This is a genomic window from Mycobacterium sp. 1482292.6 (assembly GCF_001672995.1).
In the GTDB taxonomy this organism is placed as follows: domain Bacteria; phylum Actinomycetota; class Actinomycetes; order Mycobacteriales; family Mycobacteriaceae; genus Mycobacterium; species Mycobacterium europaeum_A.
In genome coordinates this window covers 15,918-42,111 of the sequence record NZ_LZKV01000159.1, presented here as the reverse complement: position 1 = coordinate 42,111, position 26,194 = coordinate 15,918, and the positions used below count along the sequence as shown (strand labels likewise).

The following is a 26,194-nucleotide window of genomic DNA, read 5'->3' as shown; positions in this document are numbered from 1 at the left end:
CGGTGGTGCTGTCGGGCATGGTGTCCTACACCGAACTCAAGACGGTCCGCGGCCGCGGGCAGGCGAACCTGGCCACCGCCTTCACCGCGAACGGCATCCACTGGGCGAGCAAGATCATCTCCATCGGTGCGTTGGCGGGCCTGACCACCGTGGTGATGGTGCTGATGCTCGGCCAGTGCCGGGTCCTGTTCGCGATGGCGCGCGACGGCCTGTTGCCCCGGTCGCTGGCCAAGACGGGTGCGCGGGGCACGCCGGTGCGGATCACCGTGCTGGTCGCGCTGGTGGTGGCCGTGACCGCGTCGGTGTTTCCGATCACCAAGCTCGAGGAGATGGTGAACGTCGGAACCCTGTTCGCCTTCGTGCTGGTCTCGGCCGGCGTGATCGTGCTGCGCCGCACCCGGCCGGACCTGGAACGCGGTTTCAAGGCGCCGTGGGTGCCGTTGCTCCCGATCGCGTCGATCGCCGCCTGCCTGTGGCTGATGCTCAACCTCACCGCGCTCACCTGGGTCCGGTTCGGGGTGTGGCTGGTGGTGGGCACGGCGATCTACGCCGGCTATGGCTACTGGCACTCGGTGCAGGGACGGCGGGAGGAAGGGGAGGCCGAGCCCAGCGACTCGCTCGAGGTCGATCCGCACAGCCCGGTGCCCTAGTCGCAGCTGCTTTACAAAACCGCGGTGTTTGTCTAGACAGAAGACGCAAACAGCGGTATTGTCCAACCTCAACGTGGCGTGACTCACAAGGAGGTTTGGCAGATGACCACATTCGAAGCGCAGCTGGGACAGGAAGCCGACCCGCTCGCCTGGCGGGATAAGAAGCGTCGCCTGTGGCTGATGGGGCTGATCGCGCCGACGGCGCTGTTCGTGATGTTGCCGCTCATCTGGGGCCTCAACACGTTGGGCTGGCACGCCGCCGCGCAGGTGCCGCTGTGGATCGGGCCGATCCTGCTCTGGGTCGTGTTGCCGATCCTCGACCTGCGTTTCGGTCCCGACGGGCAGAACCCGCCCGACGAGGTCATGGAGCGGCTGGAGAACGACAAGTACTACCGCTACTGCACCTACTCCTACATCCCGTTCCAGTACCTCAGCGTGGTGATGGGCGCCTACCTGTTCACCGCCTCGGACCTGGGCTGGCTCGGCTTTGACGGCGCGCTCAGCTGGGCGGGCAAGCTGGGCCTGGCCGTGTCCGTCGGCGTGCTCGGCGGCGTCGGCATCAACACCGCGCACGAGATGGGCCACAAGAAGGACTCGCTGGAGCGCTGGCTGTCCAAGATCACCCTGGCGCAGACCTGCTACGGCCACTTCTACATCGAGCACAACCGCGGCCACCACGTGCGCGTCGCCACCCCGGAGGACCCCGCGTCGGCCCGCTTCGGTGAGACCTTCTGGGAGTTCTTGCCACGCAGCGTCATCGGCAGCCTGCGCTCGTCGCTGAAGTTGGAGGCGCAACGGATTCGCCGGCAGGGCGCCAGCCCCTGGAACCCGAAGACGTACGCGTCCAACGACGTCCTCAATGCGTGGCTGATGTCGGTGGTGCTGTGGGGCGCGCTGATCGCGGTCTTCGGCCCGGGCCTGATCCCCTTCGTCGTGATCCAGGCCGTCTTCGGGTTCAGCCTGCTCGAGTCGGTCAACTACCTGGAGCACTACGGGCTGCTGCGGCAGAAGAATTCGAGCGGCCGCTACGAGCGGTGCACCCCGGCGCACAGCTGGAACTCCGACCACGTGGTGACCAACCTGTTCCTGTATCACCTACAGCGGCACAGCGACCACCACGCCAACCCGACCCGGCGCTACCAGACGCTGCGCAGCATGGCGGGTGCGCCCAACCTGCCGAGCGGGTACGCGTCGATGATCTCGCTCACCTACTTCCCGCCGCTGTGGCGCAAGGTGATGGATCACCGGGTGCTGGCGCACTACGACGGCGACATCACCCGCGTCAACATCGCGCCGCGGCTGCGCGAGAAGCTGCTGGCGAAGTACGCCGCATGACCGCCTACCGCTGCCCGGGTTGTGACTACGTCTACGACGAAGCGAAAGGCGAACCGCGGGAAGGCTTTCGGCCGGGCACGCCCTTCGCCGACATCCCCGAGGACTGGTGCTGCCCCGATTGTGCGGTGCGCGAGAAAGTCGATTTCGAACTATCAGGAGTGACCCGATGAACGAGGACTACAAGCTGTTCGTCTGCGTGCAGTGCGGATTCGAGTACGACGAGGCCAAGGGCTGGCCGGAGGACGGCATCGCCCCGGGGACCCGCTGGGACGACATCCCCGAGGACTGGAGCTGCCCGGATTGCGGTGCGGCGAAGACCGACTTCGAGATGGTGGAGATCGCCCGTTCGTGATCGCCGCCAACGCGGCGGCCAAAGCCGCTATTGTCGCGCCTGTGAAGCGGATGCCGTACGCCGAGGCCTCGCGCGCCCTGCTGCGCGACTCGGTGCTCGACGCGATGCGGGATCTGCTGCTGACCCGCGACTGGTCGGCCATCACGCTGTCGGACGTCGCCCGCGCCGCGGGCATCAGCCGGCAGACGATCTACAACGAGTTCGGCTCGCGCCAAGGCCTGGCGCAGGGGTACGGCCTGCGCCTGGCCGACCGGCTGGTCGACGCCGTCAACGCCGCGCTGGAAGCCAACGTCGGCAACATCTATGAGGCGTTTCTGCGGGGCTTTCGCGACCTGTTCACCGAGCTGTCGGCCGACCCGCTGGTGATCTCGCTGCTCACCGGCGTGGCCAAACCCGACCTGCTGCAGATCATCACCACCGACAGCGCGCCCATCATCAACCGCGCCTCCGAGCGGCTGACCAACGCGCTGACCCACAGCTGGGTGGCCACCAGCGACGAGGACGCCGGCGTGCTGGCGCGGGCCATCGTGCGGCTGGCGCTGAGCTATGTGTCGATGCCGCCCGAGGCGGACCACGACGTGGCGGCCGATCTGGCCCGGTTGATGACGCCGTTCGCCGAGCGGCACGGCGTCGTCAACGTCCCCTGAGCCCTTCCCTGCGCCGAGGTCCGCGCCGACCCGCGACTACAGTGGCGCAAGAACATACCTAAGCTAATTACCGCTTTCATCCGAGCGAGCCACAGGCGAGCGAGCCGAAAAAGGAAGAACACGCTATGACGACGACCGAAAACGCACTCACCCCCGACGTTCGAAACGGCATCGATTTCAAGGTCGCCGATCTGTCGTTGGCGGATTACGGTCGCCGGGACATCGAGCTCTCGGAGCAGGAGATGCCGGGTCTGATGTCGCTGCGCCGCGAGTACCACGACGTGCAGCCGCTCAAGGGCGCGCGCATCTCCGGTTCGCTGCACATGACCGTGCAGACCGCGGTGCTGATCGAGACTCTCGTCGCGCTGGGCGCCGAGGTGCGCTGGGCGTCCTGCAACATCTTCTCCACCCAGGACCACGCCGCCGCCGCGGTGGTCGTCGGCCCGCACGGCACGCCCGAGGAGCCCAAGGGCGTCCCGGTGTACGCGTGGAAGGGCGAGACGCTCGAGGAGTACTGGTGGGCGGCCGAGCAGGTGCTGACGTGGCCCGATAAAGACGGCGCCGCCGCGCCCGCGAACATGATCCTGGACGATGGCGGCGACGCCACCATGCTGGTGCTGCGCGGCGCGCAGTACGAGAAGGCCGGCGTGGTGCCGCCGGACGACGAGGACGACTCGACCGAGCACCGGGTGTTCCTGAACCTGCTGCGCAAGCGCTTCGAAACCGATAAGGACAAGTGGACCAAGATCGCCGCGTCGATCAAGGGTGTCTCGGAGGAGACCACCACCGGCGTGCTGCGGCTCTACCAGTTCGCCGCCGCCGGCGACCTGGCGTTCCCGGCGATCAACGTCAACGACTCGGTCACCAAGAGCAAGTTCGACAACAAGTACGGCTGCCGGCATTCGCTGATCGACGGCATCAACCGCGGCACCGACGTGCTGATCGGTGGCAAGAAGGTGCTGATCTGCGGCTACGGCGACGTCGGTAAGGGTTCGGCCGAGTCGGTGGCGGGCCAGGGCGCGCGGGTGACCGTGACCGAGATCGACCCGATCAACGCCCTGCAGGCGCTGATGGAGGGCTTCGACGTCAAGCGCGTCGAGGATGTGATCGGCGAGGCCGACATCGTCATCACCACCACCGGCAACAAGGACATCATCACCCTCGAGCACATGAAGGCGATGAAGGACAAGGCGATCCTGGGCAACATCGGCCACTTCGACAACGAGATCCAGGTGGCGCGGCTGGAGAAGTCGGGCGCCACCAAGACCAACATCCGCCCGCAGGTCGACCTGTGGACGTTCCCGGACACCGGCAAGTCGATCATCCTGCTGTCCGAGGGCCGGTTGCTGAACCTGGGTAACGCCACCGGGCACCCGTCGTTCGTGATGAGCAACAGCTTCTCCAACCAGGTCATCGCCCAGATCGAGCTGTGGACCAAGAACGACGAGTACGACAACGAGGTCTACCGGCTGCCCAAGCACCTCGACGAGAAGGTGGCCCGCATCCACGTCGAGGCACTCGGCGGCAAGCTGACCAAGCTCACCAAGGAGCAGGCCGAGTACATCGGCGTCGACGTCGACGGCCCCTACAAGGCCGACCACTACCGCTACTGAGCCGGCGCTTCGGCCGAACGCCCGGCCAGCCGGGCGCTCGACAACGGGCTAGGCTCGCGCCGTGCTGATCGCGATCGAGGGCATCGACGGCGCCGGCAAGCGGACGCTGACCGACAAGCTGCGCAAGCTGTTCGAGGCGGACGGCAAGTCGGTGGCCTTGCTGGCCTTCCCGCGGTACGGGCAGTCGGTGACCGCCGACATCGCGGCCGAGGCCCTGCACGGCGAGCACGGCGATCTCGCGTCGTCGGTGTACGCGATGGCGATGCTGTTCGCGCTGGATCGCGCGGGGGCCGTCGGCGACATCGAGGCGCTGCGCCGCGAGCACGACGTGGTGATCATGGACCGCTACGTCGCCTCCAACGCGGCCTACACCGCCGCCCGTCTGCATCAGGACGCGGCCGGGCCGGCCGTGGCATGGATACACGCGCTGGAATACGGGCGCCTCGGCCTGCCCGCGCCCGACTGGCAGGTGCTGCTCGCGGTGCCGGCCGAGCTGGCCGGGCAGCGGGCCCGCAGCCGGGCCGAGTCCGATCCGGGCCGCGCGCGGGACAGCTACGAACGCGACGACGGGCTGCAGCAGCGCACCGGCGCGGTGTACGCCGAACTGGCCGCCGCGGCTTGGGGCGGCCCGTGGCTGGCCGTCGACGCGGACGTCGATCCGGCCCGGCTGGCCGCCGATTTGGCCGCCGACTAGCACAGATTTGTCACGATTCGGCCCTTTCGAAGAAGAAACGCCCGTGTGATGTCCGAGTTTTGTCCCGATCTGGTGACACCATGGACTCCATGAGGCAAAGGATTCTCGTCGTCGATGACGACGCTTCGCTCGCCGAGATGTTGACCATCGTGTTGCGGGGTGAGGGTTTCGACACTGCGGTCATCGGTGACGGCACCCAGGCCCTGACGGCGGTGCGCGAACTGCGCCCCGATCTGGTGCTGTTGGACCTGATGCTGCCCGGGATGAACGGCATCGACGTGTGCCGGGTGTTGCGCGCCGACTCCGGCGTGCCGATCGTCATGCTGACCGCCAAGACCGACACCGTCGACGTGGTCCTGGGCCTCGAGTCGGGCGCCGACGACTACATCATGAAGCCGTTCAAGCCCAAGGAGCTGGTGGCGCGGGTGCGGGCGCGGCTGCGGCGCAACGACGACGAGCCCGCCGAGATGCTGTCCATCGCCGACGTGGAGATCGACGTGCCGGCGCACAAGGTCACCCGCAACGGCGAGCAGATCTCGCTGACACCGCTGGAATTCGACTTGCTGGTGGCGTTGGCGCGCAAACCGCGGCAGGTGTTTACTCGTGATGTGCTGCTCGAACAGGTGTGGGGCTATCGTCACCCGGCGGATACCCGTCTGGTGAACGTGCACGTCCAGCGTCTGCGCGCCAAGGTTGAGAAGGATCCCGAAAACCCGACCGTAGTGTTGACCGTTCGAGGAGTTGGGTACAAGGCCGGACCTCCGTGACCGGTAGGGACACGTGATCTGGGGCTCTCGGCGACGCACTCGGAGCCGTTGGGGACGCTCCGGTCCCATGACTCGTGGCATGGGCGCGGTGAGTCGCGCCGTGGCCATCGCCTGGCGGCGCTCGCTGCAACTGCGGGTTGTGGCGCTGACCCTGGGGTTGTCGCTCGCGGTCATCCTGGCGCTCGGTTTCGTGTTGACTTCTCAGGTCACCAACCGGGTGCTCGACGTCAAGGTCAAGGCCGCCATCGAGCAGATCGAGCGGGCGCGCACCACCGTCGGCGGGATCGTCAACGGCGAAGAGGCGCGATCCCTGGACAGCAGCCTGCAGCTGGCGCGCAACACGCTGACCTCCAAGACCGACCCGGCCTCGGGCGCGGGGATGGCGGGGGCCTTTGACGCGGTGTTGATGGTGCCGGGCGACGGCCCGCGCGCGGCGACCACCGCCGGGCCCGTCGACCAGGTGCCCGCTTCGCTGCGCGGCTTCGTCAAGGCCGGGCAGGCGTCCTACCAGTACGCCACCGTCCACACCGACGGGTTCTCCGGACCGGCGCTGGTCATCGGCACGCCGGCGTCGTCTCAGGTGGCCAACCTGGAGCTCTACCTGATCTTTCCGCTCAAGAACGAGCAGGCCACCATCCAGCTGGTGCGCGGCACCATGATCACCGGCGGCGCGGTGCTGCTGGTGCTGCTGGCCGGGATCGCGCTGCTGGTGTCGCGGCAGGTGGTGGTGCCGGTGCGGTCGGCGTCGCGCATCGCCGAACGCTTCGCCGAAGGGCATCTGTCCGAACGCATGCCGGTGCGCGGCGAGGACGACATGGCCCGGCTGGCGATGTCCTTCAACGACATGGCCGAGAGCCTGTCGCGCCAGATCACCCAGCTGGAGGAGTTCGGTAATCTGCAGCGCCGCTTCACTTCCGACGTGAGCCACGAGCTGCGCACCCCGCTGACCACCGTGCGGATGGCCGCCGACCTGATCTATGACCACAGCGCCGACCTGGACCCCACGCTGGCGCGCTCCACCGAGCTGATGGTCAACGAGCTGGACCGGTTCGAGTCGCTGCTCAACGACTTGCTGGAAATCTCGCGGCACGACGCCGGCGTCGCGGAGCTGTCCGTCGAGGCGGTCGATCTGCGCACCACGGTGCGCAGCGCGCTGAGCAACGTCGGGCATCTGGCCGAGGACGCCGGCATCGAGCTGAAGGTCGACCTGCCGACCGAGGAGGTGATCGCCGAGGTCGACACCCGACGGGTGGAGCGCATCCTGCGCAACCTGATCGCCAACGCCATCGACCACGCTGAGCACAAGCCGGTCAAGATCCGGATGGCCGCCGACGAGGACACGGTGGCCGTCACCGTGCGCGACTACGGCGTCGGGCTGCGGCCCGGCGAGGAGAAGCTGGTGTTCAGCCGGTTCTGGCGGGCCGACCCTTCGCGGGTCCGGCGGTCCGGGGGCACCGGGCTGGGCCTGGCCATCAGCATCGAGGACGCGCGACTGCACCAGGGCCGGCTGGAGGCGTGGGGCGAACCCGGCGACGGCTCGTGTTTCCGGCTGACGTTGCCGCTGGTGCGTGGCCACAAGGTCACCACCAGCCCGCTGCCCATGAAGCCGATTCCGCAACCCGCTCCCAGCGGCCCGCAGCACGCGAAAGACCGTCCGCGCCAGCGTGAGCACGCCGAGAGGACCCTGTGATGCGGCGGCTGTTGGGCCTGCTGATGCTGGCCGCGCTGCTCGCCGGCTGCGCGGGGGTGCCCAGCTCGTCGGCGCCGCAAGCCATCGGCACCGTCGAGCGGCCGGCGCCGTCGAACCTGCCCAAGCCGACGCCGGGCATGGACCCGGACGTGCTGCTGCGCGAATTCTTCAAGGCCACAGCCGATCCCGCCAACCGCCACCTGGCCGCGCGGCAGTTCCTCACCCAGTCGGCGTCCAACGCCTGGGACGACGCCGGTAGCGCGCTGCTGATCGACCACGTGGTGTTCGTCGAAACCCGTGCGGCCGAGCGGGTTTCGGCCACCATGCGGGCCGACATCCTGGGTTCGCTGTCCGACGTGGGGGTGTTCGAAACCGCCGAGGGGGTGCTGCCCGACCCCGGGCCGATCGAATTGGTCAAGACCTCCGGCGGTTGGCGCATCGACCGGTTGCCCAATGGGGTGTTCCTGGACTGGCAGCAGTTCCAGTCCACCTACAAGCGCAACACCCTGTACTTCGCCGACCCGACCGGCAAGACGGTCGTCCCCGACCCGCGTTACGTCGCGGTGCCCGACCACGACCAGTTGGCCACCGAGCTGATCTCGAAGGTGATCGCCGGGCCGCGGCCGGAGATGGCGCACACCGTGCGCAACCTGCTCGCCCCGCCGCTGCGGTTGCGCGGGCCGGTGACCCGCGCCGACGGCGGCAAGAACGGCATCGGTCGCGGTTACGGCGGCGCGCGGGTCGAACTCGAGAAGCTGTCCACCACCGATCCGCACAGCCGGCAATTGCTTGCGGCGCAGATCATTTGGACGCTGGCCAGGGCCGACATCCGCGGCCCCTATGTGATCAACGCCGACGGCGCGCCGCTGGACGACCGGTTCCGCGACGGGTGGACCACCTCGGATGTCGCGGCCACCGATCCCGGCGCCGCCGACGGCGCGGGCGCGGGGCTGCACGCCCTGGTCAACGGCTCACTGGTGTCGCTGGACGGCCAGCACACCGTCACGGTGCCCGGCGCGTTCGGCCGCGTGGGCGACCAGACCGGCGCCGCGCTGTCGCGCTCCGGCCGGCAGGTGGCCTCGGTGGTGACGCTGCACCGCGGCGCCCCGGACATGGCCGCGTCCCTGTGGATCGGTGATCTGGGTCAGGAGGCCGTGCAGGCCGCCGACGGGCACAGCCTGTCGCGGCCGACGTGGTCGCTGGACGACGTGGTGTGGGTGGTCGTCGACGGCAACAACGTGTTGCGGGCGATTCAGGAGCCGGCCTCCGGGCAGCCCGCCCGGCTGCCGGTGGATTCCGTGGCGGTGGCCACCCGGTTCCCGGGGCCCATCACCGACCTGCAGCTGTCCCGCGACAGCACCCGCGCGGCCATGGTGATCGGCGGCCAGGTGATTCTGGCCAGCGTCGAGCAGACCCAGGCCGGGCAGTACGCCCTGACCTTCCCGCGCCGGCTCGGATTCGGGTTGGGCAATTCGGTGGTGTCGCTGTCGTGGCGCACCGGCGACGACATCGTGGTGACCCGCACCGACGCCAGCCATCCGGTGTCCTACGTGAACATCGACGGGGTGAACTCCGACGCGCCGCCACACGGTCTGCAGATGCCGGTGACCACGGTGGTCGCCAACCCGTCGACGGCCTACGTCGCGGGACCGCAAGGGGTGCTGCAGTATTCGCCGTCGGCCGACGGTCAGCAAGGCTGGTCGGAGGTGCCCGGACTCACGGTGCCCGGGGCGGCACCGGTGCTGCCGGGGTAGCGCACAAGCTCGGTGTCACACCCACCCGCCACACTGACGCCATGCTCGACCTGTTCCTGCCGGCCGAATGCGGCGGTTGCGGGGCGCCGTCGACCCGCTGGTGCGACGCGTGCGCCGCCGAGCTGTCGGTGCCGGCCGACCAGCCGCATGTGGTGACCCCGCGCATCGACCCGGAGGTCCCGGTGTTCGCGCTCGGCCGCTACGCCAACGCGCGCCGGCACGCGATCCTGGCGCTCAAGGAGCGGGGCAGGGCGGACCTGGTCGAACCGCTGGCGCGGCCCCTGGCCGTCGGCGTGCACCGGTTGCTGTCGTGGGGGATCGTGCCCACCCCGCTGACCGTCGTCCCCGCGCCCACCCGGCGCTCGGCCGCGCGGCGGCGCGGCGGTGACCCCGTCGCCCGGCTGGCGCGCGCCGCGGTGGCGCGGCATCCGGAGATCGCCGTCGTCGCGGCGTTGCGGCTCAAGGCGCTGACCCGTGACTCGGTGGGCCTGGGCACGGCCGCGCGCGAGCGCAACATCACCGGCCGGGTGGTGTTGCGCGGCCCACCGCCGCGCACCGAAGTGATGGTCGTCGACGACATCGTCACCACCGGTGCGACCGCGCGCGAGTCGGTGCGCATCCTGCACGCCGCCGGGGTCCGGGTCGCCGCGGTGCTGGCGCTCGCCGCCGTGTGAACCTCACCGCCGCCACGCCGAGCCCGTGAGCCGGCCAAGAGGTTGTGAAGAACTCGCAACAGCCGGACCAAATTAGTGGCTCGGCAGGCGAACACGAGCTAACGTCGAGAACAACGAAGAACGACTCATCGGTCTGACTCACTGGTCGCGATTTTCCAGGTGGGACCCATCCGCGGGAAGGGGTGAGTAATCGACACCTTGCACCGGCGGGCAGCCTGCGGCGGTAGCCAGTCTCGAACCGCTCTCACCTCGTCGGCGCATCAAGCAGCCGGGCACGCAGGGCGCGTGCGACGTGAAAAGAGAAACGAGTTGTCACGTATGTCAAGGCTATCCGTGGATTCCGGTCAGATTCTGGACCAACCGCCCATCATCGATGAGCAAGCCCCACCGACAACCACCGCCGATGTTGTGTTCAAGGGCCGCAACGTTGAAATCCCCGATCATTACCGTCTGTACGTCTCGCAAAAACTCGCCCGGCTCGAGCGGTTCGACCGCTCCATCTATCTCTTCGATGTCGAGCTCAAGCACGCGCCCAACCGGCGCCAGCGCAAATCCTGTCAGCGCGTGGAGATCACCGCCCGCGGCCGCGGCCCGGTGACCCGGGCGGAGGCTTGTGCCAACAGTTTCTACGCCGCGTTCGAGTCCGCTGTCGACAAGCTGGAGAACCGGCTGCGCCGCGTCAAGGACCGGCGCAAGGTCCACTACGGGGACAAGACCCCGGTGTCACTGGCCGCGGCCACCGCGGTGCCACCCGTCCCGCCGGACAGCGCGCCGCAGCCCGCGCCCGCCGAGCGCGACGGCGTGGAACCCGACCACGAGCCCGGACGGATCGTGCGGACCAAGGAGCACCCGGCGACGCCGATGACGGTCGACGACGCGCTCTACGAGATGGAGCTGGTCGGACACGACTTCTTCCTGTTCCACGACAAGCAGACCGAACGGCCCAGCGTGGTCTACCGGCGGCACGCCTACGACTACGGCCTGATCAGGCTGTCCTGACGGGGCTGGTTGGGCGGCGACCCGCTACGCCCGGCGTTGCCGCGCTTGCGATCGCCGCTACGGCGGTACCCACGGGGTCGTCGCCTACCATGGGAGTCGCTCAAGAAAAGACTCCTACCAACAGGGGCACATCCCAAAAGGGGACAACACCGTGCTGTCGAAGTTGCTGCGCCTTGGCGAAGGTCGCATGCTCAAGCGTCTCAAGCGGGTGTCTGACTACGTCAACACCTTGTCCGACGAGATCGAGAAGCTCACCGACGCCGAGTTGCGGGCCAAGACCGACGAGTTCAAGAAGCGGCACGCCGACGGCGAAAGCCTCGACGACCTGCTGCCCGAGGCGTTCGCCGTCGCCCGCGAGGCCGCGTGGCGGGTGCTCGACCAGCGGCACTTCGACGTGCAGGTGATGGGCGGTGCCGCACTGCACTTCGGCAACGTCGCCGAGATGAAGACCGGTGAGGGCAAGACTCTGACCTCGGTGCTGCCGGCCTACCTCAACGCCATTGGCGGTAAGGGTGTGCACGTCGTCACCGTCAACGACTACCTGGCCAAACGTGACAGCGAGTGGATGGGCCGCGTGCACCGCTTCCTCGGCCTCGAGGTCGGGGTGATCCTGGCCCAGATGGCGCCGGACGAACGCCGGGTCGCCTACAACGCCGACATCACCTACGGCACCAACAACGAGTTCGGCTTCGACTACCTGCGCGACAACATGGCGCATTCGCTCGACGACCTGGTCCAGCGCGGGCACAACTTCGCCATCGTCGACGAGGTCGACTCCATCCTGATCGACGAGGCCCGCACCCCGCTGATCATCTCGGGCCCCGCCGACGGCGCCTCCAACTGGTACCTCGAGTTCGCCCGGCTGGCGCCGCTGATGGAGAAGGACGTCCACTACGAGGTGGACCTGCGCAAACGCACCGTCGGCGTGCACGAGCTGGGTGTGGAGTTCGTCGAGGACCAGCTCGGCATCGACAACCTCTACGAGGCCGCCAACTCGCCGCTGGTCAGCTACCTCAACAACGCGCTGAAGGCCAAGGAGCTGTTCAACCGCGACAAGGACTACATCGTGCGCGACGGCGAGGTCCTGATCGTCGACGAGTTCACCGGCCGCGTGCTCTACGGCCGCCGGTACAACGAGGGCATGCATCAGGCCATCGAGGCCAAGGAGCACGTGGAGATCAAGGCCGAGAACCAGACGCTGGCCACCATCACGCTGCAGAACTACTTCCGGCTCTACGACAAGCTCGCCGGCATGACCGGTACCGCCCAGACCGAGGCGGCCGAGCTGCACGAGATCTACAAGCTCGGCGTGGTGCCGATCCCGACCAACAAGCCGATGATCCGCGCCGACCAGTCCGACCTAATCTACAAGACCGAGGAAGCCAAGTACATCGCGGTGGTCGACGACGTCGTCGAGCGCTACGAAAAGGGTCAGCCGGTGCTGATCGGTACCACCAGCGTGGAGCGCTCGGAGTACCTGTCCCGTCAGTTCCAGAAGCGCCGCGTGCCGCACAACGTGCTCAACGCGAAGTTCCACGAGCAGGAGGCGACCATCGTCGCCGTCGCCGGCCGCCGCGGCGGCATCACCGTCGCGACCAACATGGCGGGCCGCGGAACCGACATCGTGCTCGGCGGCAACGCCGACTTCCTCACCGACCAGCGGCTGCGCGAGCGCGGCCTCGACCCGGTCGAGACGCCCGAGGAATACGACGCCGCCTGGCACGAGGAACTGCCGAAGGTCAAGGAGGAGGTCGCCGCCGAGGCCGCCGAGGTGATCGAGGCCGGCGGCCTGTACGTGCTGGGCACCGAGCGGCACGAGTCCCGGCGCATCGACAACCAGCTGCGCGGTCGCTCCGGCCGGCAGGGCGACCCGGGCGAGTCGCGGTTCTACCTGTCGCTGGGCGACGAGCTCATGCGCCGGTTCAACGGCGCCGCGCTGGAGGCGATGCTCAACCGGCTGAACCTGCCCGACGACGTGCCGATCGAGGCCAAGATGGTCACCCGGGCGATCAAGAGCGCCCAGACCCAGGTGGAGCAGCAGAACTTCGAGGTCCGCAAGAACGTCCTGAAGTACGACGAGGTGATGAACCAGCAGCGCAAGGTGATCTACGCCGAGCGCCGCCGCATCCTGGAGGGCGAGAACCTCAAGGAGCAGGCGCTGGACATGGTGCGCGACGTGGTCACCGCCTACGTCAACGGCGCCACCTCTGAGGGCTACGCCGAGGATTGGGACTTGGAAGCGCTGTGGACGGCGCTCAAGACGCTGTACCCGGTGGGCATCGACCATGCGACGCTAACGCGCCGCGACGCCGACGCCGACCTCGACGACCTCACCCGCGAGGAGCTGCTCGAGGCGCTGCTCAAAGACGCCGAAAACGCTTATGCCATAAGGGAAGCCGAGCTCGAGGAGATCGCCGGCGAGGGCGCGATGCGCCAGCTGGAGCGCAACGTGCTGCTCAACGTGATCGACCGCAAGTGGCGCGAGCACCTCTACGAGATGGACTACCTCAAGGAGGGCATCGGGCTGCGCGCGATGGCCCAGCGCGACCCGCTCGTCGAGTATCAGCGCGAGGGCTACGACATGTTCATGGCGATGCTCGACGGCATGAAGGAAGAGTCGGTCGGGTTCCTGTTCAATGTCACCGTCGAGGCGGTGCCCAGCCCGCAGGTCGCGCCGGTACAAGCCCCGGAGGGGCTGGGTGAATTCGCCACCGCCGCGGCCGGCAAGCAGGGCGGCGCGGCGACGGCCGTGCGCGAAGAGGCCCCAACCCAATTGCGCGCCAAGGGCATTGACAACGAAGCGCCGGCCATGACCTACTCCGGACCGGCGGAGGACGGCTCGGCGGCGGTCCAGCGCAACGGCGGCGATTCCAAGACGCCGGCCGGGGTTCCCGGGGGTGCCAGCCGGCGCGAGCGGCGCGCCGCGGCGCGGCAACAGGGTCGCGGCGCCAAGCCACCCAAGTCGGTCAAGCGCCGCTAGCCGCGCGCCCAACCTCGCCAAAACGTTTCTCGGCCCGGCAGCAACGCCAATGCCCTAGGCTTAGCAGGCATCGGCTTGTGTGTGGCTACAGTGACGCCGCGCCGGTGAGGGTCGGGAAAGGGGCGAGTTCCATGCCCTTCGACGGAGCCGTGTCCCGGACGGACATTCTGGCCGCGCTATCTCTGGCGATCGACCTCGGGCTCGGGCAGCCGATGGATCACATGCTGCGGTCGGCGGCGATGGGCTCGCGATTGGCGATGCGGCTCGGACTCGACGAGCGCGAGCGCGGGACGGTTTTTTACACGGCCCTGGTGATGTGGATCGGCTGTCACGCCGACTCGCACGAATATGTGCAGTGGTTCGGCGACGACATCGCGGTGCGACATGACAGCCACTACATCGACTGGTCCGGCGCGCCATACCGCCGCTTCCTGATGAGCAATCTGGGCCGTGGGTCGACGTTGCCGAAACGAGCCCGGTTGGCGGCCAAAGTTTTCTGGGACGCACGCGGGAATCTCGGCGGGTTGGTGCACTCCCATTGCCTCTCGGCGGCATTACTCGCCGAGGAGATCGGCTTGGGCGCCGATGTGTGTCAAGCCCTGCCTTATGCATACGAGCGATGGGACGGCAGCGGTCTTCCCGCCGGGGCCGCGGGAAACCAGATACCGATGGCCATGCGGGTGGCGCAGATTTGCGACATCGCCGAAGTGCACCATCGCGCTTACGGCGCCAGCGCCGCGATCGCCGAGATTCGCCGCCGTAGCGGCAAGCAGTTTGACCCGGATATCGTCGCGGTGTTCACTGCGGCCGCCGACGACCTGCTGCTCGAGCACGAAGATGTCTGGTCGACCGCTGCCGGCTTGGCTCCGGATCCGGGCGAAGCGCTGAGCGGTCCCGCGCTGGACCGGCTGCTGTGCGCGATGGGTGACTTCGCGGATCTGAAATGCCCGTTCACTCTTGGTCATTCACGCGCCGTCGCGCAGCTGGCCGAGAGTGCAGGGAAATGCGCCGGGCTGCCGCAAGACGAAATCGATATCTTGCGTCGGGCCGGCTACGTTCACGATCTCGGTCGCATCGGGGTGTCGAACCGGGTGTGGGAAAAGCCGGGCGCGTTGACCCACGTCGAACGCGAGCGGGTGCATTTGCATCCCTATCTGACCGGCAGGATTTTGGCCCGGGTCGGCGGACTGAAGGCGGTCCGGGAGGTCGCGGTGAACCATCACGAGCGACTGGACGGCTCGGGCTACCCGAACGGTCTGCGCGGTGATGACCTGTCGGTTCGCGACCGGCTGCTCGCTGCCGCCGAAAGCTATTGCTCCTCAATGGAACCGCGTCCGTATCGCGATGCGCGCGACGAAGCCGCCGCGGCCGGGAAACTGCGAGACGAAGCGGTCCGCGGCCACCTGGACGGCGACGCGGTCGAAGCCGTGTTGCAGGCCGCGGGCCATCGGCCGTCGCGCAGAGCCGCCAGGCCGGCGGGGCTGACCCGGCGCGAGGCCGAGGTGTTGCTCCATGTCGCACAGGGACACTCCAACAAGGAGATCGCCTCGGCGCTGTGGATTTCCGAGAAGACGGTTCGTAATCACGTCGAACACATCTACGCCAAGATCGGGGTCTCGAACCGGATCGGGGCCAGCCTGTACGCGACCCGGCACGGCTTGGCCGGCGGGGCACCAAACTGAGCCGCTGCGATGTTTGGGGTGAATGCCCCATGTGCCGGTGAGCGAATCTGGGCGAATATTTCCGCATGATCAGCAATGCCACCGGCCCAGCCGCCACGGCCGTCCCGTTGGAACCGCAACCGGCGCCCTCGTCGGCGCTGTGGAACCGGGTGCTCACCGACGGCCACGCGTCCCTGGTCAGGGCAAGGCACGCGTTTCGCTACCTGCCCTCGGCGCCGCGATGCAAGCTGTGCAACAACCCGTTCGGTGGACCCGTCGGTCGGCTCTTCGCCGTAGCCGGCTTCCGCCCGTCGCGCAAGAATCCCAACCTGTGCATGCGCTGCTGCGATGCACTGCCGCAAGGCGGAGCCGAGGTCGACATCGCGGTGCTGTTCGCTGATGTTCGCGGCTCCACGGCGCTGGGACACTGTAGGGCCGCCGCGGACTTCGCTGCGATGCTCAACCGGTTCTATTGTGCCGCAACGCAAACCCTGCTGCGCCATGACGCGGTGATTGACAAACTCATCGGTGATGAGGTGATGGCGTTTTTCGTGCAAGGCATCAGCGGCCCCACCTATCGTCAACGGGCCGTCGAGGCGGGCGTCGACCTGCTCGAAGCGGTCGGGTACCGCACTGCGGGTGGACCCTGGCTGGACGTCGGCGTCGCCGTGCACGCGGGTGTCGCGTACGTGGGCAACGTCGGCGAGGCCGTCGTCGATTTCACCGCACTCGGTCGTCCGGTCAACGCCGCGGCCCGGATGCAACAACTCGCCGCCGGTGGCGAGTTGTTGATCGCCGGTGGGGTCGCCGACGAAATGACGGCCCACCTGGCGCGGCGCACGCTGAACCTGCGGGGACACGACGAGCCGATCGACGCCTTCGTCCATCAAGCCTGAGCCGGTGCCGAATTCAACCTTGTTGTGCCCCTTGGACTTACAGACAGCCGAGCCCGCGGTCCCGCACCGGGACCGCGGGCCCGGCGTGGCCGTCATCGCGTGGCTGCACCGGGCCGGGATCGCCGGTCCAGCAACCACGCGGTGGCCAGCGTGAGGACGACGGCGAATGAGGCGAGCGCGATGAGGCTGACCGCGTTGCCGCCCGCAAAGGTCTGCCGGTAGGCGGACATGGCGGGCAACGTGGCGGTGTAACGGTCGAGTTGCAGGTCGCGGCCCAACGCATCGAAGGCGTGCCGGTTGGACAGCACGAGGCTCATCAGGCGCCCGGGCGTGGCCATCTGGTCGACGGGGACGATGGCGCCACCGAACAGCACCTGCGGGAAGCACAGCATCGGCAGGGCAAGGGCCGCCTGCGCGGCGTTGGAGACCGCGGCCGAGGCGAAAAGGCCAAGCGCCAGTGCCGAAATCGCTTCGATCACAATCGTGGTGAACAGCAAGGCGTACACGTGCCACCCGAGCGCGGGGAGCCGACCAAGCGCGCGCAGCACTATCAGCAACACCGCGCTCACTCCGGCCAGAAGCGGAAGCAGCGCCGCCACCTTCGACCCCACATAGGCGCTCACGCTGAGGCCGGCCAGGCGCTCGCGCCGGAAGACGGCCATCTCGCCGACGAGCTGAAGTAGACCGTAGGTCAGCCCGAAGAAGAAGCCGTCGAACGCAATCCAGAACACGATCTGGGCCGGGCCGACGCCGGCGGCGTCACCCGGATCGAAGGCGCCCCGTTTGAACAAGGTCGCCATCATTGCGGTCACCAGCACCGGCGAGCCGAGCAGGATCGCCAGGGTGAGCCGATTACGGACGAGAACATCGACGTTGCGCCGGGTCAGCAGCCACCATTGTCGGATCATGCCCGTGCCGTTGGCATTAGGCGCCGCGGCGGCGACTGCCGGAAGAGTGAAGCCGGGCCGGGCGTCTATTGCCTTGCGGCTCTGCGCGAATCGCTCCGCCCAGGTCCGCGGCGCGCGCTCGGCCGCCAGGCGCTCGTACACCTCGGTGAGGTTTTGCACGCCGAAATAGCGGCGGGCCGCGTCCGGGCTGCCGGTGAAGGCCAGATGGCCGTCGCGGGCCAGGAAGACCACCCGGTCGCACTGGTCGATGGCGGCCGGTTCGTGGGTGGTGAGGACGACGGTGACACCGCGCTGGCTGAGCCGGCGCAGCAGCCGCATCACCTCAGCGGCGGTCGAGGGATCGAGCCCGGAGGTGGGTTCGTCGAGGAAGAACAGGCGTGGCCGGGTCAGCAACTCCACCGCGATGCTGGCCCGCTTGCGCTGACCGCCGGACAGCTGACGTACCGGCACGTCGGCTCGATCGGCCAGGTCGAGGCTGTGCAGCGTCTCCTCGACGATCCGTTCCGCTTCCCGTGCGGTGGTGCCGCCGGGAAGCCGCAGTAGCGCCGCGTAACGCAGGGTGCGGCGCAGCGGCATTTCGAGATGGATGATGTCGTCTTGGGGCACGTAGCCGACTTTCGCGACGGCCCCCACGCCGGCGCGACGCGCGACGCCGCCGTGGCGAAGTTCTCCGGTCGACGGAGGTTGCAGCCCGGCGAGGACCTCCAACAAAGTGGTTTTGCCCGCTCCGCTGCCGCCGGCGATGGCGACCAGTTCGCCCGGCTCCACCGACAGCGACATGTTGTGCAGCAGTTGGCGGCCACTGACGCGCCGGCTGACGTCCACGGCGTCGATCCGTGCGCCATCCGGCACCCGCTCCGGTTGATCACCCAGCAGCGCGATCGCTGGGCATGTCGATTCGCTCATGATCTGGTCTCCGTACTTTCTCGAGGTTGGCCTGTCACCGGTAATCGTCGGTCCACCGCGTGCGCCGCCACATGAGGCGTTTGCCCCAAATGGAGGGCACTATGGCTGAAATTGAGGCAAATGCCCTATATGTGTGGGCGTCGACTAGGCGCACAATCAGCTAATGAGGCGTTACCTGACGGTCGGCTACGGCGCCGCCGCTTATCTGCTCTTTCTCGCCGTATTCCTCTATCTCGTCGCGTTCCTGGGCAACTTCTGGGTGCCGCGAACGGTCGATCACGGGCTCTCGGCGCCCGTCGGCCAGGCGGTGTTGGTCAACATGATCCTGCTCGGCGTGTTCGGCCTCCAGCACAGCGTCATGGCGCGGCCGGGGTTCAAGGCGAGGTGGACGCGGCTGGTGCCGCCGTCGATAGAGCGCAGCACCTACGTGATGCTGTCCAACGTCGTGCTGGTGCTGCTCTATTGGCAATGGCGGACGATGCCGGCCGTCCTCTGGAAGGTGGAGCTGCCGGCCGGGCGCCTGGCGCTGTGGACGCTGTTCTGGCTCGGCTGGGCCATCGCGCTGGCGTCGACGTTCATGATCAACCATTTCGACCTGTTCGGGCTCCGGCAGGTCTATTTGGCTTGGCGCGCAAGGCCTTACACCAACCTCGAATTCCGCGTCAGGTTCTTCTACCGCCTGGTGCGCCACCCGCTGATGCTCGGCTTCGTCCTCGCGTTCTGGGCGGTACCCACCATGACCGCCGGACATCTGCTCTTCTCCATCGTGATGACGGGCTACATCCTGATCGCCACGCAATTCGAAGAGCGCGACCTGGTGGCCGCGCTGGGCGATGACTACCGCGACTACCGCCGACAGGTGCCGATGCTGCTGCCGCTGGGGCGCCGGTCGCGCGGTGGCCCCACCCAACCGGCCGAGCTGCACTAACTTTCGGGCGGCAAAAAGATCCGCGCCCGGCGACACCGGCGGCGCGCGACCTGTCAGGATTGACGGTATGGACGTCAAGGAGGTGCTGCTCCCCGGGGTCGGTCTGCGCTACGAGTTCACCGACCAGAAGGGCGACCGCATCGGCATCATCGCGCGGCGCAGCGGCGATTTCGACGTTGTCGTCTATGCCCGTGACGACCCGGACGAAGCCAGGCCGCTGCTGCACCTCAGCGACCAGGAGGCCGAAGCCGTGGCCCAGATCCTGGGGGCGCCGCGGATCGCCGAACGGTTCACCGAGCTGGCCCGCGAGATCCCCGGGCTCGAGACGGGCCAGGTGCACATCCTGGCCGACAGCCCGTTCGTCGATCACCCGCTGGGCGACACCCGGGCGCGCACCCGCACCGGGGCATCCATCGTGGCGATCGTGCGCAACGAGGAGGTGCTCGCCTCACCCGGGCCCTCCGAAATGCTGCACGTCCAAGACGTTCTGATAGTCATCGGCACCGAAGACGGAATCGCGGGCGTCGAGAAGATTATCGACAAAGGCTGAGCCGGTGCAGATTTCGGGGACGCTGCTGCTCCAACTCGGCGCCCTCCTGGCCACCCTGGCCGTATTGGGCGCCGCCGCACGCCGATTCGCGTTGTCGCCCATCCCGGTGTACCTGCTGGCCGGCCTGGCCCTGGGCAACGGCGGCATCCTGCCGGTGGCGGCCGGCGGGCAGTTCATCACGACCAGCGCGCCCATCGGCGTCGTGTTGCTGCTGCTGACCCTGGGCTGCGAGTTCTCGGCGGCCGAATTCTCTGCCAGCATGCGCCACCATCTGCCGTCGGCGGCCGTCGACATCGTTCTCAACGCCGCGCCCGGCGCGATCGCCGGCTGGCTGCTGGGGCTCGACGGCGTGGCGATCCTGTGCCTGGCCGGCGTCACCTACATCTCCTCGTCGGGCGTCATCGCGCGGCTGCTCGAGGACCTGCACCGGCTCGGCAACCGGGAGACGCCGGCCGTGCTGTCGGTGCTGGTGCTCGAGGATTTCGCGATGGCCGCCTACCTTCCGCTGTTCGCGGTCCTGGCATCCGGCGGCGGGTGGCTGCACGCCGTCGGCGGCATGGTCGTGGCGGTGGGCGCCCTGGTGGCCGCGTTCGCCGCGTCCTACCGGTGGGGCCACCACGTCGACCGGCTGGTGGAGCACCCGGACTCCGAACAGCTCATGCTGCGGGTGCTGGGCATCACCCTGATCGTGGCGGCCATGGCCGAGTCCCTGCACGCCTCGGCCGCCGTCGGCGCGTTTTTGGTGGGCCTGACCCTGACCGGTGAGACGGCCGAGCGGGCCCGCCAGGTGCTGGGCCCGCTGCGGGATCTGTTCGCCGCCATCTTCTTCCTGGCCATCGGGTTCTCGGTGGACCCGCACGAGTTGGTTCCGATGCTTCCGGCGGCGCTGATCCTGGCCGTGGTGACCGCGGCGACCAAGGTGGCCACCGGGGTGTTCGCGGCCCGGCACGACGGCGTAGCGCGGCGCGGGCAGCTGCGCGCGGGCACCGCGCTGATCGCCCGGGGCGAATTCTCGCTGATCATCATCGGTTTGGCCGGCAAGTCGTTGCCCGCGGTCGCCGCGCTGGCGACGTCCTACGTGTTCATCATGGCGATCGTGGGGCCGGTGCTCACCCGCTACGTCGGCGGCCCGCGGCCGGCCGGCGCCGCACCGGCCTGACCCCGGCCGGGTCAACCCATCCGGTCAGCCCCTCCAGTCAGGCCCTCCAGTCAGCCCCTCCAGTCAGCCGATGTGCAGGGCCACCACCATCCACCGGGTGCTTCCCGCCGCGCTGACCTGTTCGACGCGGCAGGCGATGGCATGGATTCGGTTGCCGCGGCTATAGGAACCGAAGACTTCGGCCGCCGAGTCCGGGTCCCGGTGACCGGCCGCCTGCAGCCGCGTGCGGCGCAGCACCGCCGCACCGCGCCGAGCGCCCGCCTGGCCCGCCGCCGAGCGGGCGACCGCGGCCACGGAATCCACCAGGCTCGGGGCCAGCAGCGGATTCAGCTGGACGGCCGGACGGCGCCGGTCGATGACTTCCAGCACCCGGCGCAGCGCGGCGTCGGCGAAGACGGCCGCCTGACGCAGCCGCGCGGACATGACCGGGTCGCGATCCGGTGCGGCCGCCCTGCTGGGCGGGCCGGTATAGGGCCGCGGCGCTGCGTGGCTGCTGCGGCGGCGCAACGGGGGCCGCGAGGGTTGACGGCACTGCGGGGCGGGGTGCGACACGTCCTGCGTCGGCGGTTCGTAATCGACGACTGGTATGACGGTGAAAGCGTCAGCTGGATTAGCAACCGGATTGGTGTTCAACGCGCACTCTCCAAGTCTTCGGCCGGACCGCAAGCCTGCTGGAGAGGGGCAGACAGTGGTTAGTCAGTGGTCATCATGGCACAACTCGTCCGCACGCGTACCCACGCGGAGTTAGCGCGGCGGCGCCCGGTTACCGTGGGCGGGACGGGGCCCCCAGGGCCCGGGGCCCCCGCACACGGGCGACGAACTGACCAGGAGGACAGCGCCGCATGGTGAGTCGCTTGTCCCCGCCGGACGCATCGTTTTTTCGGCTGGAGAACACCGCCACCCCCATGTACGTCGGATCGCTGGCGATCCTGCGCCGCCCCCGTTCGGGCTTGAGCTACGAAACGCTGCTCGCCACCGTCGAGCAGCGGCTGCCGCAGATACCGCGCTACCGGCAGAAGGTGCGGGAAGTGCGGGTCGGCACGGCCCGGCCGGTGTGGCTCGACGACAACGACTTCGACATCACCTATCACGTCCGGCGTTCGGCGTTGCCCTCGCCGGGCAGCGACGAGCAGCTGCACGAGCTGATCGCGCGCCTGGCCGCGCGGCCGCTGGACAAGTCGCGCCCGCTCTGGGAGATGTACCTGGTCGAGGGCCTGTCCAAGAACCGGGTGGCCCTGTACACCAAGTCGCATCAGGCGCTGATCAACGGCATGTCCGCGCTGGAGATCAACCACGTGATCGCCGACCGGACGAAACGCCCGCCACCGTTTCCCGAGGACATCTGGGTACCGGAGCGCGATCCCGGCGACACCCGGCTGATGTTGGGCGCGGTCAGCGAGTGGGTCACCGGCCCGGGCGCCCAGCTGCAGGCCGTCGGCTCGATGATCGGTGGCCTGGTGACCAGCCACACCGAGCTGCTCGACGCCGGTCGCCGGGCCGTCGACTTCGTACGCACCGCGGCCCGACGCGCCGCGCCCAGCAGCCCGCTCAACGCCACCGTGTCACGGCATCGGCGCTTCACCGTCGCCCGCGGCAGCCTCGAGGACTACCGCGCCGTGCGCGCGCGTTACGACTGCGACGTCAACGACGTGGTGCTCGCCGTGATCGCCGGCGCCCTGGGTAACTGGCTGATGTCGCGCGGGGTGGCGGTGTCGCCGACCGCGACCGTGCGGGCGATGGCGCCGCTGCCGGTGTATGACGACGGCGACCTCGACGCCAGCGGCCCCGGTCAGGCGATCAGCCAGGTGATGCCCTTCCTCGTCGACCTTCCGGTGGGCGAGCCCAACGCCGTGGTGCGACTGTCGCAGATCGCCCACGCCACCGAGTCGAACCCGACGGCCGCGCATCTGGTGGACGCCCGGACCATCGTCACGCTGTCGGGTTTTGCCCCACCGACGTTGCACGCCATGGGCATTCGGGTGGCGACCGGTTTCCCGAGCTTCTCCAGGCGAACGTTCAACCTGCTGATCACCAACGCGCCCGGCGCCCAGTCGCAGATGTACATCGCCGGCACCAAATTGCTCGAGACGTACGCGGTGCCCCCGCTGTTGCACAACCAGGCGCTGGCCATCGGGGTGACGTCCTACAACGGCGAGCTGTACTACGGAATCAACGCCGACCGCGAGGCCATGAGCGATGTCGAGCTGCTGCCCGGCCTGCTGCACCAAGCGCTCGAAGAACTGCTGGAGGCTTCCCGGTCCTAGTCTGCGGTGAAAACCCCTGCGTGGGGCTATCATTCGTTGCTGTGAGCACCGCGAAAAGCGACGGAGCGCCGTCGAAGCCGAACAAGAAGAAGTCGGCTTCCCCGCCCGTGCGCAAGATCACCGACGAGGTCTACGAAGCCGAATTATTCCGGCTGCAAACGGAATTGGTGAAGCTGCAGGAATGGGTGCGCTATTCCGGGGCGCGGGTGGTGGTGCTCTTCGAGGGCCGCGACGCCGCGGGCAAGGGCGGTGCCATCAAACGGATTACCGAGTACCTCAGCCCACGGATCGCCCGCATCGCCGCGCTGCCGGTGCCCTCGGATCGCGAACGCGGCCAGTGGTATTACCAGCGCTACATCGCCCACCTGCCCACCAAGGGCGAGATCGTGCTGTTCGACCGGTCCTGGTACAACCGGGCGGGCATCGAGAAGGTCATGGGTTTCTGCACGCCGCAGGAGTACGCGTTGTTCATGCGGCAGACGCCGATCTTCGAGCAGATGCTCATCGACGACGGGATATTGCTGCGCAAGTACTGGTTCTCGGTGTCGGAGGCCGAGCAGCTGCGCCGGTTCAAAGCGCGACTGAACGACCCCGTCCGGCGCTGGAAGCTGTCCCCGATCGATTTGGAATCGGTATACCGGTGGGAGGATTATTCACGCGCCAAGGACGAGATGATGGTGCACACCGACACCCCGGAGAGTCCGTGGTACGTGGTGGAATCCGATATCAAGAAACACGCGCGACTGAACATGATGGCCCATCTGTTGTCCACGATTCCCTACCGCGAGGTCGAGACGCCCAAGGTCAAGCTGCCCCGGCGTCCCGTCGTCAGCGGCAACTACCAGCGCCCGCCGCGTGAGCTGTCGACGTACGTCGCCGACTACGCGGCCACGCTGATCTAGCCCCCATGACCGTCGTCTATATCCCGGCCACGGTGCCGATGCTGCAGCAGCTGGTCGCCGACGGCTCGTTGTGGCCGGTCAATGGCACGGCGTTCGCGCTGACGCCGACCCTGCGGGAGGCCTACGCCGAGGGCGACGACGACGAGCTCGCCGACGTCGCACTGCGCGAGGCGGCGCTGGCCTCCCTGCGCCTGCTGGCGGCCCAGGGGGCCGAAGCGCCGTCGGAGTCGCCGCCGCCGCGCCGAGCCGTGCTGGCCGCCGACGTCGAGGGCGTCACGTACCGTCCCGACCTCGACGACGCCGTGGTCAGGCTGGCCGGCCCGGTTGCGATCGATCACGTGATCGCCGCCTACGTCGACAACGCCGCCGCCGAATCGGCGGTGGTGCGGGCGATCGAGGCCGTCGACGCCGCCGACCTGGGCGACGAGGATGCCGACCTGATCGTCGGCGACGCCCAGGACCACGATCTGGCCTGGTACGCCAACCAGGAACTGCCATTTCTGCTGGAGCTGATGTGACGCCGAATGTGAGGCAGTCCTCGCCGCAGCGCTAGCTACGACACCGTAGGTTACGGTACCGTAGGTTTCGTGAAGCACACAGAATCGATCACAATGTGAGCGTCAGTCAGATGCCGCGTAGTGAGCAGGAGCTTCCCCTGGGCAGACGTAACCCATCGATCACGGGCAACGTCGTCGACACCAAGCGACCTGTTGTCGCCGGCGCGGACCGGCATCCCGGCTGGCATGCGCTGCGCAAGCTCGCCGCGCGTATCACCACGCCGCTGTTGCCCGACGATTACCTGCATCTGGCCAATCCGCTGTGGTCGGCGCGCGAACTGCGGGGCCGCATCCTGCAGGTGCGCCGCGAGACGGAGGACTCCGCGACCCTGGTGATCAAGCCGGGCTGGGGCTTCAACTTCGACTACCAGCCGGGCCAGTACATCGGCATCGGACTGCTGATGGACGGGCGCTGGCGCTGGCGGTCGTATTCGCTCACCTCGGCCCCGGCCGGCAAGACCCCGCGCTCGGCGGCCGATCCGGCCCGCACGGTGACGATCACGGTCAAGGCGATGCCCGAGGGATTCCTGTCGTCGCACCTGGTGGCCGGTGTCGAGCCGGGCACCATCGTGCGGCTGGCCGCGCCGCAGGGCAACTTCGTGCTGCCCGACCCCGCGCCGCCATCGATCCTGTTCCTCACCGCGGGCTCCGGGATCACGCCGGTGATGTCCATGCTGCGAACACTGGTGCGCCGCAACCAGATTGGGGACATCGTCCACCTGCACTCGGCGCCCACCGAATCCGACGTGATGTTTCGCGCCGAATTGGCCGCCCTGGCCGACGAGCACCCCGGCTATCGGATGCGGCTGCGCGAGACCCGCAGCCAGGGCAGGCTCGACCTCTCCGTGCTGGACCGCGAGGTGCCGGACTGGCGCGAACGCCAGACCTGGGCCTGCGGTCCGGAAGGCATGCTCACCGAGGCCGAGCGGACATGGTCGGCCGCGGGCATCGGCGAGCAGCTGCACCTCGAGCGGTTCGCGGTGTCCAAGGCCGCACCCAGCGGCGCCGGCGGCACCGTCACCTTCGCCCGCAGCGGGCGCACCGTCGGTGCCGACGCCGCGACGTCGTTGATGGATGCGGGGGAGAGCGCCGGCGTGCAGATGCCCTTTGGATGCCGCATGGGGATCTGCCAATCGTGCGTCGTCGGCCTGGTGGAGGGTCACGTCCGCGATCTGCGGACCGGCCAGGAGCACGACCCGGGGACCAGGGTGCAGACCTGCGTGTCCGCCGCTTCCGGCGATTGCGTGCTCGACATATAAAGGCTACTCACTGGTAACCTACGGCTTCGTAGGTTACGATAGCGTAGGT

Annotated in this window: 24 protein-coding genes; 22 read left to right on the top strand and 2 right to left on the bottom strand. The window is 68.3% G+C overall.

Translation table 11 applies throughout. The annotated features are described in order from the left end of the window. The 15 genes from A5624_RS16145 to A5624_RS16080 all read left to right on the top strand — a co-directional run. The coding region (locus A5624_RS16145; protein WP_156749046.1) for an amino acid permease at positions 1 to 650 on the top strand (650 nt) is incomplete at its 5' end. Positions 651 to 752: 102 nt separating this feature from the next. Next, entirely contained in the window at positions 753 to 1,985 is a 1,233-nt protein-coding gene (locus A5624_RS16140) for an alkane 1-monooxygenase (protein ID WP_066868082.1), read from the top strand. Next, positions 1,982 to 2,155, top strand: coding sequence for a rubredoxin (locus A5624_RS27490; protein WP_082990585.1), 174 nt, complete (start codon positions 1,982 to 1,984; stop codon positions 2,153 to 2,155). The genes A5624_RS16140 and A5624_RS27490 overlap by 4 nt, the downstream gene beginning before the upstream one ends. Continuing rightward, complete coding sequence (locus tag A5624_RS16135) at positions 2,152 to 2,337, top strand: rubredoxin (protein WP_066868080.1); 186 nt, start codon at positions 2,152 to 2,154, stop codon at positions 2,335 to 2,337. The genes A5624_RS27490 and A5624_RS16135 overlap by 4 nt, the downstream gene beginning before the upstream one ends. Positions 2,338 to 2,387: 50 nt before the next feature. After that, entirely contained in the window at positions 2,388 to 2,984 is a 597-nt protein-coding gene (locus tag A5624_RS16130) for a TetR family transcriptional regulator (RefSeq protein ID WP_066868098.1), read from the top strand. Between the two features lie 125 nt (positions 2,985 to 3,109). Then, positions 3,110 to 4,597, top strand: a complete 1,488-nt coding sequence (gene ahcY / locus A5624_RS16125; protein WP_066868077.1) for an adenosylhomocysteinase — start codon at positions 3,110 to 3,112, stop codon at positions 4,595 to 4,597. A 61-nt stretch (positions 4,598 to 4,658) separates the two neighbouring features. Next, a complete protein-coding gene (locus A5624_RS16120) occupies positions 4,659 to 5,291 on the top strand; it encodes a dTMP kinase (RefSeq protein WP_066868074.1) in 633 nt (210 codons plus the stop codon). Between the two features lie 80 nt (positions 5,292 to 5,371). Beyond that, positions 5,372 to 6,058: a two-component system response regulator MtrA gene (gene mtrA, locus A5624_RS16115; RefSeq protein WP_007168097.1), complete on the top strand. Its 687-nt coding sequence runs from the start codon at positions 5,372 to 5,374 to the stop codon at positions 6,056 to 6,058. A 13-nt stretch (positions 6,059 to 6,071) separates the two neighbouring features. After that, entirely contained in the window at positions 6,072 to 7,748 is a 1,677-nt protein-coding gene (gene mtrB, locus A5624_RS16110) for an MtrAB system histidine kinase MtrB (RefSeq protein WP_082976000.1), read from the top strand. Beyond that, positions 7,748 to 9,502, top strand: a complete 1,755-nt coding sequence (gene lpqB, locus A5624_RS16105) for an MtrAB system accessory lipoprotein LpqB (RefSeq protein ID WP_156748944.1) — start codon at positions 7,748 to 7,750, stop codon at positions 9,500 to 9,502. The genes mtrB and lpqB overlap by 1 nt, the downstream gene beginning before the upstream one ends. A 41-nt stretch (positions 9,503 to 9,543) precedes the next feature. Further along, complete coding sequence (locus A5624_RS16100) at positions 9,544 to 10,176, top strand: ComF family protein (RefSeq protein WP_066868068.1); 633 nt, start codon at positions 9,544 to 9,546, stop codon at positions 10,174 to 10,176. A gap of 333 nt (positions 10,177 to 10,509) precedes the next feature. Beyond that, positions 10,510 to 11,175 (top strand): ribosome hibernation-promoting factor, HPF/YfiA family, encoded by a 666-nt coding sequence (gene hpf, locus A5624_RS16095; protein ID WP_066868063.1) that lies wholly within the window; start codon positions 10,510 to 10,512, stop codon positions 11,173 to 11,175. A gap of 151 nt (positions 11,176 to 11,326) precedes the next feature. Beyond that, on the top strand, positions 11,327 to 14,155 hold the full coding sequence (gene secA / locus A5624_RS16090) for a preprotein translocase subunit SecA (protein ID WP_066868061.1): 2,829 nt from the start codon (positions 11,327 to 11,329) through the stop codon (positions 14,153 to 14,155). A gap of 131 nt (positions 14,156 to 14,286) precedes the next feature. Beyond that, positions 14,287 to 15,837, top strand: a complete 1,551-nt coding sequence (locus A5624_RS16085) for an HD domain-containing phosphohydrolase (RefSeq protein WP_066868058.1) — start codon at positions 14,287 to 14,289, stop codon at positions 15,835 to 15,837. Positions 15,838 to 15,902: 65 nt separating this feature from the next. Next, positions 15,903 to 16,712, top strand: coding sequence for an adenylate/guanylate cyclase domain-containing protein (locus A5624_RS16080; protein WP_066868053.1), 810 nt, complete (start codon positions 15,903 to 15,905; stop codon positions 16,710 to 16,712). Positions 16,713 to 16,804: 92 nt separating this feature from the next. On the opposite strand, the gene A5624_RS16075 is transcribed toward A5624_RS16080, so the two are convergent. Next, positions 16,805 to 18,526 (bottom strand): ATP-binding cassette domain-containing protein, encoded by a 1,722-nt coding sequence (locus tag A5624_RS16075; RefSeq protein ID WP_082990584.1) that lies wholly within the window; start codon positions 18,524 to 18,526, stop codon positions 16,805 to 16,807. A gap of 163 nt (positions 18,527 to 18,689) precedes the next feature. Here A5624_RS16075 and mddA point away from each other — a divergent pair, with 163 nt between their 5' ends. From mddA to A5624_RS16060, 3 genes are all read left to right on the top strand, one after another. Continuing rightward, positions 18,690 to 19,454: a methanethiol S-methyltransferase gene (mddA, locus tag A5624_RS16070; RefSeq protein WP_066868050.1), complete on the top strand. Its 765-nt coding sequence runs from the start codon at positions 18,690 to 18,692 to the stop codon at positions 19,452 to 19,454. A 67-nt stretch (positions 19,455 to 19,521) separates the two neighbouring features. Next, complete coding sequence (locus tag A5624_RS16065) at positions 19,522 to 20,004, top strand: cation:proton antiporter regulatory subunit (RefSeq protein WP_066868047.1); 483 nt, start codon at positions 19,522 to 19,524, stop codon at positions 20,002 to 20,004. A 4-nt stretch (positions 20,005 to 20,008) separates the two neighbouring features. After that, positions 20,009 to 21,163 (top strand): cation:proton antiporter, encoded by a 1,155-nt coding sequence (locus A5624_RS16060; RefSeq protein ID WP_066868044.1) that lies wholly within the window; start codon positions 20,009 to 20,011, stop codon positions 21,161 to 21,163. A gap of 63 nt (positions 21,164 to 21,226) precedes the next feature. Here the strand turns inward: A5624_RS16060 and A5624_RS29525 are convergent, their stop codons facing one another. Further along, the gene (locus tag A5624_RS29525; RefSeq protein WP_066868040.1) at positions 21,227 to 21,796 is read right to left on the bottom strand and encodes an Rv3235 family protein; all 570 of its coding nucleotides are present in this window, start codon (positions 21,794 to 21,796) and stop codon (positions 21,227 to 21,229) included. A gap of 209 nt (positions 21,797 to 22,005) precedes the next feature. Between A5624_RS29525 and A5624_RS16050 the strand changes: the two genes are divergently transcribed. From A5624_RS16050 to A5624_RS16035, 4 genes are all read left to right on the top strand, one after another. Beyond that, positions 22,006 to 23,427 (top strand): wax ester/triacylglycerol synthase family O-acyltransferase, encoded by a 1,422-nt coding sequence (locus tag A5624_RS16050; RefSeq protein ID WP_066868037.1) that lies wholly within the window; start codon positions 22,006 to 22,008, stop codon positions 23,425 to 23,427. Between the two features lie 41 nt (positions 23,428 to 23,468). Continuing rightward, on the top strand, positions 23,469 to 24,329 hold the full coding sequence (gene ppk2, locus A5624_RS16045) for a polyphosphate kinase 2 (protein WP_066868034.1): 861 nt from the start codon (positions 23,469 to 23,471) through the stop codon (positions 24,327 to 24,329). A 5-nt stretch (positions 24,330 to 24,334) separates the two neighbouring features. Further along, positions 24,335 to 24,847: a hypothetical protein gene (locus A5624_RS16040; protein ID WP_066868031.1), complete on the top strand. Its 513-nt coding sequence runs from the start codon at positions 24,335 to 24,337 to the stop codon at positions 24,845 to 24,847. Positions 24,848 to 24,957: 110 nt separating this feature from the next. Then, complete coding sequence (locus A5624_RS16035) at positions 24,958 to 26,145, top strand: ferredoxin reductase (protein WP_369806940.1); 1,188 nt, start codon at positions 24,958 to 24,960, stop codon at positions 26,143 to 26,145. Positions 26,146 to 26,194: the final 49 nt, after the last annotated feature.